The sequence below is a fragment of the Streptomyces boncukensis genome (genome assembly GCF_011045075.1).
GTDB classification, from domain to species: Bacteria; Actinomycetota; Actinomycetes; order Streptomycetales; family Streptomycetaceae; genus Streptomyces; species Streptomyces boncukensis.
Genome location: NZ_JAAKZZ010000275.1, coordinates 1 through 9,910, shown reverse-complemented (window position 1 = coordinate 9,910; position 9,910 = coordinate 1). Strand labels below are relative to the sequence as shown.

General features: G+C 73.7%; 11 protein-coding genes. 3 read left to right on the top strand and 8 right to left on the bottom strand.

Going from position 1 to position 9,910, the window contains the following annotated elements:
• Window positions 1–45 precede the first annotated feature (45 nt).
• Window positions 46–720: a LysM peptidoglycan-binding domain-containing protein gene (locus G5C65_RS23270; protein WP_241265990.1), complete on the bottom strand. Its 675-nt coding sequence runs from the start codon at window positions 718–720 to the stop codon at window positions 46–48.
• Window positions 721–1,172: 452 nt separating this feature from the next.
• Here G5C65_RS23270 and G5C65_RS23265 point away from each other — a divergent pair, with 452 nt between their 5' ends.
• A complete protein-coding gene (locus tag G5C65_RS23265; protein ID WP_165300866.1) occupies window positions 1,173–1,991 on the top strand; it encodes a hypothetical protein in 819 nt (272 codons plus the stop codon).
• Window positions 1,992–2,182: 191 nt separating this feature from the next.
• Window positions 2,183–2,551 (top strand): hypothetical protein, encoded by a 369-nt coding sequence (locus G5C65_RS23260; protein ID WP_165300865.1) that lies wholly within the window; start codon window positions 2,183–2,185, stop codon window positions 2,549–2,551.
• Window positions 2,552–2,561: 10 nt separating this feature from the next.
• Here G5C65_RS23260 and der read toward each other — a convergent pair whose 3' ends face one another.
• The 4 genes from der to G5C65_RS23240 form a co-directional block, all read right to left on the bottom strand.
• Entirely contained in the window at window positions 2,562–4,031 is a 1,470-nt protein-coding gene (gene der, locus G5C65_RS23255; protein WP_165300864.1) for a ribosome biogenesis GTPase Der, read from the bottom strand.
• A 51-nt stretch (window positions 4,032–4,082) separates the two neighbouring features.
• A complete protein-coding gene (locus G5C65_RS23250) occupies window positions 4,083–4,679 on the bottom strand; it encodes a lysophospholipid acyltransferase family protein (RefSeq protein WP_206442179.1) in 597 nt (198 codons plus the stop codon).
• Window positions 4,680–4,748: 69 nt separating this feature from the next.
• Entirely contained in the window at window positions 4,749–5,504 is a 756-nt protein-coding gene (gene cmk / locus G5C65_RS23245) for a (d)CMP kinase (RefSeq protein WP_165300862.1), read from the bottom strand.
• Between the two features lie 111 nt (window positions 5,505–5,615).
• On the bottom strand, window positions 5,616–6,707 hold the full coding sequence (locus tag G5C65_RS23240; protein WP_165300861.1) for a prephenate dehydrogenase: 1,092 nt from the start codon (window positions 6,705–6,707) through the stop codon (window positions 5,616–5,618).
• 80 nt (window positions 6,708–6,787) lie between these two features.
• Between G5C65_RS23240 and G5C65_RS23235 the strand changes: the two genes are divergently transcribed.
• Window positions 6,788–7,108: a DUF952 domain-containing protein gene (locus G5C65_RS23235; protein WP_165300860.1), complete on the top strand. Its 321-nt coding sequence runs from the start codon at window positions 6,788–6,790 to the stop codon at window positions 7,106–7,108.
• Between the two features lie 35 nt (window positions 7,109–7,143).
• Here G5C65_RS23235 and G5C65_RS23230 read toward each other — a convergent pair whose 3' ends face one another.
• From G5C65_RS23230 to G5C65_RS23220, 3 genes are all read right to left on the bottom strand, one after another.
• The gene (locus G5C65_RS23230; RefSeq protein WP_165300859.1) at window positions 7,144–8,205 is read right to left on the bottom strand and encodes a pseudouridine synthase; all 1,062 of its coding nucleotides are present in this window, start codon (window positions 8,203–8,205) and stop codon (window positions 7,144–7,146) included.
• Window positions 8,205–8,918, bottom strand: coding sequence for an SMC-Scp complex subunit ScpB (gene scpB / locus G5C65_RS23225; RefSeq protein ID WP_165300858.1), 714 nt, complete (start codon window positions 8,916–8,918; stop codon window positions 8,205–8,207). Before scpB ends, G5C65_RS23230 begins: the two co-directional genes overlap by 1 nt.
• Window positions 8,911–9,910: segregation and condensation protein A (locus G5C65_RS23220; RefSeq protein ID WP_241265989.1), on the bottom strand; the 1,000-nt coding region annotated here is incomplete at its 5' end. The genes G5C65_RS23220 and scpB, both read right to left, overlap by 8 nt.

Below are 9,910 nucleotides of genomic sequence, written 5' to 3'. Positions count from 1 at the left end.
GGCCGGTGGGGGGCGGGAGGCATCCCGTCCCCCGGAACTCACACCTCAGATCCGCAGCTGCTGGCCGGGAATGATGAGGTTCGGATTGCCCCCGATCACGTTTCTGTTGGCGGCGTGGACGGCCTGCCAGGTGGTGCCGTGAGCCGCCGCGATGGAGCCGAGCGTGTCGCCTGCTCGGACGGTGTAGTTGCCGGTGCCGCTGCGGCCCGTCCCCCTGCTGGGCTGGGCGGCGTCCCGGTTCGGCGCCGCCGGCTGCGCGGCGGGCCTGCTGGACTGCGGCTGGGTGGTCCGCTGCGGCTGCTGCCGGGTGCGCGGTGCCGCCGGTGCCGACGGTGCCCGCCGGGCGGACGGCGCCTGAGCGGCCGGCGCCCGGCCGGAGGCCCCGGCCTTGGCCGAGCAGCTCGGCCACGCGCCCCAGCCCTGCCCGGCCTGGACCTTAGCGGCGACCGCGATCTGTGCGGACTTGCTGGCCTGGTCTGCGGTCGGCGCGTACTTCGTACCGCCGTACGCCTTCCAGGTGCCGGCGGAGAACTGCAGTCCGCCGTAGTAGCCGTTGCCAGTGTTGGTGTTCCAGTTGCCGCCGCTTTCGCACTTGGCGATGCGGTCCCACACTCCGTCGTTCGGCGCCGCCGTGGCCGAAGTGGCGGTGGCGGCGAGCAGCGCCAGCGGGGCGACGATTCCGGCGCCCGCGAGCAGCGCAGCGTTACGACGTTTGGACAAAGGAATCCCTTTCCACGTTCCCGGGCCCCCGTACCTCCCCCGATGCGGAGCGGTCATCGGCGCTTCCGGCGCCGGATGTCCCGATCCGCCGCCCGGGTGGTGCGCCTTGCACCGTCGTGGAATGTATGGAGGCCCTCGCCCTGATCTCAACCAACTCCTTGTCTTTCCAGGCCAGTTGCCGGTTACTCGCTATAACAGCGGTTTCCGGGAGCCCAGAAAGCACTGCTATATGCGGATGTACCACCCGCGCTGCGCCGGGATCTGTGAGTCACTTCACCGCTCGAACTTCCATACCCCGAGCAAACGTTGACATGGAGTGACCCCTTCCGGGGACACGATCACCCTCTGTATCGAACAGCGCGATTCCGTTTGCTTCGGCGCGTGACCACGGCCACAGATCACCCGTTGTCCACACGAACAGGAACCGAAAGCCAGGAGCCCTCGTGTCCCCCATGCTCGATGTCAGCGACGACGTACGCGCCGAGATCGGCGAAGCAGAAGCCGAGCGCCTGCTCGCCGGAGAGAACGCCCCGGGCAGCTACGACTGCACCTCGTGCCGCACCCCGGGCGACACCACAGCGGAGCCGACCAGCACCGTGCTCTTCGTCGGCGAGGAGACGGCGGTGCTCGCCTTCGCCCACGCGCGCTGCATCCCCTCCCAGGTCGTGCCGCTCTCCGAGGAGCAGCTCCAGGGCGCCGTGCGGGCCATCTCGGGGGAGGCGCGGCAGCCGGAGCCCGCCGCGCCCGCCGTCCCCGCGGCCCCCTCCGGGTCCGCCGCGCCGCGGCCGGAGCAGCGCCAGGCCGTGCTGGGCGTCACCTGCGGCCAGGTCTTCATCGACGACACCCTGTACCCGGCGATCGTCGTCGAGCCCACCGGGCCCATCGCCCGGCCGGGCACCGACGGCCCCGGCGACGACTTCCTGCCGCTCCTCATCGAGCAGGGCTTCCTGCCGGTGACCGAGGTGGCCCAGCCCCCGGCGCAGGTGCCGGGCTGGTCGGTGCTGCTCGCCATGGGCCAGCTGCACGCGATCCTGATGCCGCCCGCCTCGCCGGGCGCCCAGCCGGTCGCCTGGTGGCAGGCGCACCAGGCGCTGGCGGTCACCGACGGCTGGCGCACGGCCGCCGCCAAGGGGCACAAGGTCCTCGTCTACGCGGCCCCCGCGGGCTCCATCGGCCAGCAGCCGCGGGAGGACCTGCTGCGCGAGGCGCTGGAGAAGGCCGCGGCGGGCGGCGTCCTGGTCGCCGCCGCGATGCCGCTCGCCGGCACGTAAGGCACGTAAGGGGTGTCCGGCAGGTTGCCGGGCAGGGGCCGCCCCTGGGCTGGGCGCGCGGAGGGGCCGCGCGCCCAGCACGATCCGCCGGCACACGGAGACGCACACCGCAATTCGGACAGAAACCAGCGATTTGGGTCATTTGCCGCCCGGTCCCGCATCCGCCGGGCGGCCCGGTCGTTGGCACAGTCGTGCAGCCTTACGAACCGCCCCGAGCCCACCATCCGCAGCTGAACCACGGCCAGATCCCCGGGATGCGCCTGGCGTACGTCAGGGCGCCGGAGAGCTCCACGACGCCGATCTACGACTCGCTGTGCGCGGAGTACCGCAGGCTCTTCCGGGCTGTGCCGTTCGACCGGTCCAACGAGGAGGACTTCCGGTTCGAGGGCTTCGGCACCCGCCACACCACGGGGTCCGGCTCCTGGCCCGGCCCCGAGCAGCCCGTCGGCGCCTGGCCGCACCCCTATCCGTACCCCACCTGGCAGGGCACGGGGCACTTCGCCACCGCGCTGCCGCTCCCCCCCGCCCCGCGCAACGGGCACACCTACGGCGGACAGTGAGCGCCCCGGCCTACTTCTTCCGGCCGCGCTTCTCCCGCACCCGCACCGAGATCTGCACCGGGGTGCCCTCGAAGCCGAACTCCTCGCGCAGCCTGCGCTCCACGAAGCGGCGGTAGCCCGCCTCCAGGAAGCCGGAGGCGAACAGCACGAAGCGCGGGGGCCGGGTGCCCGCCTGCGTACCGAAGAGGATGCGGGGCTGCTTGCCGCCGCGCACCGGGTGCGGGTGGGAGGCCACCAGCTCCCCGAGGAACGCGTTCAGCCGGCCCGTGGGCACCCGCGTCTCCCAGCCCTCCAGCGCCGTGTCCATCGCGGGCACCAGCTTGTCCATATGCCGCCCGGTGCGCGCCGAGACGTTGACCCGGGGCGCCCAGCGCACCTGTGCGAGGTCGCGTTCGATCTCCCGCTCCAGATAGAAGCGGCGCTCCTCGTCGAGGGTGTCCCACTTGTTGTAGGCGAGCACCACGGCGCGCCCGGCCTCCACCGCCATGGTGACGATCCGCTGGTCCTGCACGCTGATCGGCTCGCTCACATCGACCAGCACCACCGCGACCTCGGCCTTCTCCAGGGCCGCCGCGGTGCGCAGCGAGGCGTAGTAGTCGGCGCCCTCCTGGAGGTGGACGCGGCGCCTGATACCCGCCGTGTCCACGAACTTCCAGGTGCGCCCGCCGAGTTCGATCAGCTCGTCCACCGGGTCCCGGGTGGTGCCCGCGAGCTCGTTGACGACGACGCGCTCCTCACCCGCGACCTTGTTCAGCAGCGAGGACTTGCCGACGTTCGGGCGGCCGATCAGCGCGATACGGCGCGGGCCGCCCGGCGGGGTGCCGAAGCTCTGCTCCGGCGCCTCGGGCAGCGCCTTGAGCACCTCGTCCAGCATGTCCCCGGTCCCCCGGCCGTGCAGCGCCGAGACGGGGTGGGGCTCGCCCAGGCCGAGCGACCACAGATAAGCGGCGTCGGCCTCCCCTGAGGGGCCGTCCACCTTGTTGGCGCACAGCACCACCGGCTTGCCCGCGCGGCGCAGCAGCTTGACCACGGCCTCGTCGGTGTCGGTCGCGCCGACCGTGGCGTCCACGACGAAGACGACCGCGTCCGCCGCCTCGACCGCGAACTCGGCCTGGGCCGCCACCGAGGCGTCGATGCCGAGCACGTCCTGCTCCCAGCCGCCGGTGTCCACGACCTTGAAGCGGCGGCCCGCCCACTCGGCCTCGTAGGTGACCCGGTCCCGGGTGACGCCGGGCCGGTCCTCGACGACGGCCTCGCGGCGGCCGATGATCCGGTTCACCAGGGTCGACTTGCCGACGTTCGGGCGGCCCACGACCGCGAGGACCGGGAGCGGCCCGTGCCCGGCCTCGCCGAGCGCGCCCTCCACCTCCTCCGGGTCGAAGCCCTCTTCCGCGGCGAGCTCCATGAACTCCGCGAACTCGGCGTCACCGAGCTCCCCGTGCCCGTGCCCCGTGCCGCCGGGGTGATTCTGGTCGTCCATGGTGTCCGTTCATCCTCGTCGTTCCGTGCCGTGCGGCCCAGTGGCCGCGCGTCAGTGCGGGGCGCGGCCGGTGAACCGGCCGGCCTCGGCCAGGTGCCCGCTCAGCCGCCGCTGAAGCTGTACGGTCGCCTCGTCCAGCGCCCGTTTCGTACGCAGCCCGCTCCCGTCGCCGACCTGGAACGGGTCGCCGAAGACCACGTCGACCCGGCCGCGCAGCGGGGGCAGCGCGGATATCAGCCGTCCGCGGCGGTCCGTGCTGCCGAGCACCGCGACGGGCACGACGGGCGCGCCCGAGCGCAGCGCGAAGTAGGCGAGCCCCGAGCGGAGCGCCGCGAAGTCCCCCTCGCCGCGCGTCCCCTCCGGGAAGATCCCGAGCACACCGCCCCGCTCCAGCACGCCCAGCGCCTGGCCGATCACCGCGCGGTCGGCCCTGCCCCGGTCCACCTTCAGCTGCCCGATACCCCGCAGGAACGGGTCGAGCGGGCCGACGAACGCCTCCCGCTTGATGAGGAAGTGCACCGGCCGGGGCGCGGTGCCCATCAGCATCGGGCCGTCGATCAGATGGGTGTGGTTGACCGCGAGGATGGCGGGCCCGCTCGGGGGCATCCGCCAGGCGCCGAGCACCCGGGGCCGCCACAGGCCCCGCATGAGCCCGATACCGATGCCGCGGCCGACGGCGGCTCCCCGCTGCCCGGGGAGGGCGTCGGTGGCTGTCACCTAGACCTGCCCCGCCTTCGCCGCCGGCTTGCCGGCCGCCGCCTTCGCCGCCTGCGCCGCTTTCTCAACCAGAGTCACCACGCACTCCACGACCTGCTCCAGGGTGAGCTCGGTGGTGTCCACCTCGACCGCGTCGTCCGCCTTGCGCAGCGGGGAGGTCTTCCTGCTGGAGTCCGCCTTGTCGCGCTCCGCCAGGTCGCGCCGGGTGGCGGCCAGGTCCACCGGGCGGCCGCCCTCCGCGCTCTTCAGCTCACCGCCGCGGCGGGCCGCGCGGGCCTCCGGCGCGGCGGTGAGGAAGATCTTCAGATCGGCGTCCGGCAGCACGGTGGAGCCGATGTCCCGGCCCTCGACCACGATGCCGCCCTCCGCCGAGGCGGCGATGGAGCGCTGCAGCCCGGTGATCCGGGCCCGCACCTCGGGCACCGCGCTGACCGCGCTCACCGCCGCGGTGACCTCCGGCGTACGGATCGGGCCCGAGGCGTCCGCGCCGTCGGCGGAGATCGTCGGGGCCTCCGGGTCGGTGCCGGAGTCGATCCGCGGCGTGTCCGCAGCGGCGGCCACCTCGGCGGGGTCGGCGACATCGACGCCGTGGGTGAGCATCCACCAGGTCATCGCGCGGTACTGCGCGCCGGTGTCCAGATAGCGCAGCCCCAGCTGCGCGGCCACGGCCTTGGACGTGCTGGACTTGCCCGTGCCGGAGGGGCCGTCGATGGCGACGATCACGGTTGCCGGGGTTGCAGACACGGTGGCGGACACCTTTCTCGGATTTCACGGGCCCGCACCAGGCTACCGGCTACGGGGATCAGCCGACCGCCCCGTCCTGCTCCCGGCGGACCGCGAGCGCCCCGCCCGGTCACGCCCCGGGAGTCAGGGCTGCTGCCGGATCGACCAGCCCCGCTCCCGGAGCGCGGTCTGCAGCGGGCGCACCGCCCTCGGTTCGACCATCAGCTGGACGTAACCGGCCTGCTGCCCCGTCGCATGCTCGATGCGGACGTCCTCGATGTTGACCCCCGCCGCCCCGGCGTCCGCGAAGATCCGCGCCAGCTCGCCGGGCCGGTCGCTGATGAGCACCACGACATCCTCGTAGGCGGTCGGCGCCTGCCCGTGCTTGCCCGGCACCCGCACCCGGCCCGCGTTGCCGCGCCGCAGCAGGTCCGCGACCCCCTCGGCGCCCGCCGTCTGCTTGGCCTCGTCCCCGGACTCCAGCGCGCGCAGCGCCCGTACCGTCCCGTCCAGGTCGGCCGAGACCTCGGCGAGGATGTCGGCGACGGGGCCCGGGTTGGCGGAGAGGATGTCCACCCACATCCCCGGGTCGGAGCCCGCGATCCGGGTGACGTCCCGGATGCCCTGGCCGCACAGCCGTACGGCCGTGTCCGCCGCGGCCTCCAGCCGCGCCGCGACCAGGCTGGAGAGCAGCTGCGGGGTGTGCGAGACCAGCGCCACCGCCCTGTCGTGCGCGTCCGCGTCCATCAGCACCGGCACGGCCCCGCACAGCGCGATCAGCTCCAGCGCCTGGTTCAGCACCTCGGTGTCGGTCTGCTGCGTGGGGGTGAGCACCCACGGCCGGCCCTCGAACAGGTCGGCGGTGGCGGCCAGCGGCCCGTTCCGCTCCCGTCCGGCCATCGGGTGGCTGCCCAGATACGTGGTGAGGTCGCCGCCCAGCTCGGTCAGCTCCCGGCGCGGGGTGCCCTTCACACTGCCGACGTCGATCACCCCGCGGGCGAGCCCGCGCCGCTGGAGGCCGGCGACGGCCCCGGCGATCCGGGCGGGCGGCACCGCGACGATCGCCAGGTCGACGGGCTCCCCGGGCTCCTCGTCCGTCCCGGCGCCCAGCGAGCAGGCCGTACGGACCCGCTCGTGGTCCCGGTCGCTGAGATGGACGCGCACCCCGCGCGCGGAGAGCGCCAGCGCGGCCGAGGTGCCGATGAGTCCCGTGCCGACCACGAGGGAGGTTCGCATGCCGTACAGCGTAGTTCGCCGCGCACGGCGCCCGCGCGGCAGTGCGCGACGGCCGCCCGCCGAGACGGTACAAGGGAGGCATGATCTTCCATGTGGTCCCGCTCGACGACTGGCTGCTGGCCCCGGACCGGCCGTACGCCCCGCCGGTCCTGGTGAACGGGGGCTTCATCCCGTGCACGGCCGACGAGGAGGAGGCGCTGGCCGTCGCCGACGCGCACTTCCGCGACACCGTCGGCCCGCTGATGGTGCTGATGATCGACGAGCACCGGCTGGACGCGCGGGTGCGCTGGGAGCCGGGGCCGCAGATCTACGGCCGGATCAACCGCTCGGCCGTGGCCGGGATGCTGGAGATCGAGCGCGACGCCGAGGGCCGCGCCCGCTCCCTGGCCGTCTGGTCCTGACCCGGCCCCCGGGGTCCCGGGTCCCGGCCCCTGGGCTACAGTCCGACCTCGTTCATCAGCATGCCGACCTCGGTGTTCGTCATGCGCCGCAGCCAGCCCGACTTCTGGTCGCCGAGCGCGATCGGGCCGAAGCGGGTGCGCACCAGCCGCTCGACGGGGAACCCGGCCTCGGCCAGCATCCGGCGCACGATGTGCTTGCGGCCCTCGTGCAGCGAGACCTCGACCAGGTAGTTCTTGCCGGTGTTCTCCACGATCCGGAAGTGGTCCGCGCGGGCGTACCCGTCGTCCAGCTCGACGCCCTCCTTGAGCCGCTTGCCCAGATCGCGCGGGAGGGGGCCCTGGATCGCGGCGAGATAGGTCTTCCGCACGCCGTAGCGCGGGTGCGTCAGCCGGTGCGCCAGCTCGCCGTGGTTGGTGAGCAGGATGATGCCCTCGGTCTCGGTGTCCAGCCGGCCGACGTGGAAGAGCCGGGTCTCGCGGTTCTGCACATAGTCGCCGAGGCACTGGCGCCCCTCCGGGTCCTCCATGGAGGCGACGACCCCGGCGGGCTTGTTCAGCGCGAAGAACAGATACGACTGGGTGGCGACGGTCAGCCCGTCGACCTTGATCTCGTCCTTCGCCGGGTCCACGCGCAGCCCCTGCCCGCGCACGATCTTCCCGTTGACCTCGACCCTGCCCCGTTCGATCAGCTCCTCGCAGGCCCGCCGGGAGCCCATCCCGGCGCGCGCGAGGACCTTCTGCAGCCGCTCGCCGTCCTCCCCGCCGAAGGTCTTGGGCAGCTTGAGCGGCGGCTTGGCGTGCCGCTGCCGGTTGCGCTCCTCGACCTGCGCGTCGTACTCGCGGGGGCGCGCGGGCGCCGAGCCTCTGCGGTCGCGCGCCTTGCGCTCCCCGCTCCCGGTCCCGCCCTTGCGGACAGCCGGGCGGCCCTTGCCCGCGGGCTTGCCGCCGCCCGATCCGGCGCCGGGCTTGCCGCCCTGGCCCTGGGGGTAGCGGCGCTCCTCGGGGCGCGGTGTGCCGGGCTGCTGCCGCTTGCGCCCCTGGTTACCGCGGCCGCCGCCGCTGCCGCTGCCGCCTGTGTTCCTGCCGCTGCTTCGCATCAGTGCTCAGTGTCCGTCGTCTGGGAGTCGCTGGAAGGGTCGTCTACGTCGAACGACGGCATGCCCTCCTGGGTGTCCCCCTCGACGGCCTCCGCCTCCGGGAGGAAGGGGGCCAGCTCCGGAAGCTCGTCCAGGCCGCGCAGGCCCATCCGCTCCAGAAAGTAATGCGTCGTCCTGTACAGGATCGCACCTGTCTCGGGTTCCGTTCCCCCCTCCTCCACCAGACCGCGCTGCAGCAGGGTGCGCATCACCCCGTCACAGTTCACTCCGCGAACGGCGGAGACCCGGGAGCGGCTGACCGGCTGCCGGTACGCGACGACCGCCAGGGTCTCCAGCGCGGCCTGGGTGAGCCGCGCCTGCTGCCCGTCCAGGACGAACCGCTCCACGGCGTCGGCGTACTCCCCGCGTGTGTAGTAGCGCCAGCCGCCGGCCACCAGCCGCAGCTCGAAGCCCCGCCCGTCCCGGGCGTACTCGTCGGCCAGCTCGCGCAGCGCGTCCGAGACCTCGCGCGGGCGCCGCTGCAGCACCCTGGCCAGGTGCTCGGGGGTCACCGGCTCGTCGACGACCATGAGCACGGCCTCCAGCGCGGGCCGCAGCTCCAGCCCGGCGGCCCCGGAAGCGCCGGCGGGCAGCGGGCCGGGCTCGGCGCCGGGGGCCGCCTCCGCCTCCTGGACCTCGTAGCTCTCGGCCGGTGTCTCGGTGGTCTCACTCATTCCTGGGGTCTCCGGGCTCCTGGTCGAATTCGTCGGTCACCAGCGGCTCGGTGCCCGCGGCGCCGCTCCACCGGATCGTGAGCGCCCCCAGCGCCTCGTCCTGGTCCAGCGCCACGGCGCGCTCGCGGTACAGCTCCAGCAGCGCCAGGAACCGGGCGACGACGGTGAGCGTGTCCGGCGCGTCCTCGGTCAGTTCCCGGAAGCTGACCTGGCCGCGCTCGCGCAGCCGCGCCACCACCACCTCGGCCTGCTCCCGCACGCTGACCAGCGGGGCGTGGATGTGCTCCACATACACCTGCGGTCTGGGCTTGGGCCGCATCGCCCGCACCGCGAGCTTCGCGAAGCCCTCGGGGCCGACGCTGATCATCACCTCGGGCAGCAGCTCCGCGTGCTGCGGCTCCAGACCGACGGTACGGGGGTACCGCCGGGCCTCGTCCTGCCAGCGCCCGGCGAAGATCGTGGCGATCTCCTTGTACGCGCGGTACTGGAGGAGGCGGGCGAAGAGCAGGTCCCGCGCCTCCAGCAGCGCGAGGTCCGCCTCGTCCTCGATCTCGGCCTGCGGGAGCAGCCGTGCGGCCTTCAGATCGAGCAGGGTGGCGGCCACCACCAGGAACTCGGTGGTCTGGTCGAGGTCCCACTCGGGCCCCATGGCGCGGATGTGCGCCATGAACTCGTCGGTCACCCGGGAGAGCGCGACCTCGGTGACGTCCAGCTTGTGCTTGGAGATCAGCTGGAGGAGGAGGTCGAAGGGGCCCTCGAAGTTGTCCAGAACCACCCGGAACCGTCCGTCGTCCGGTTCCCCGCCCTCTGGTTCCCCGCGCTCCGGTTCCCCGCCCTCCGGGTCCGCCGCTTCGGGCTCCGCGTCCGCCCCGGGGAGGGGGTGCCCCTGGAGCTCCGCCGCGGGCTGCGGGTGCTCTCCCCCTGGGCGCGCGGTTCCCCGCGCCTCTCCGGGCGCCTCCGGTTCGCCGGGGCCTTGGGCGGGGCCCCGGCCC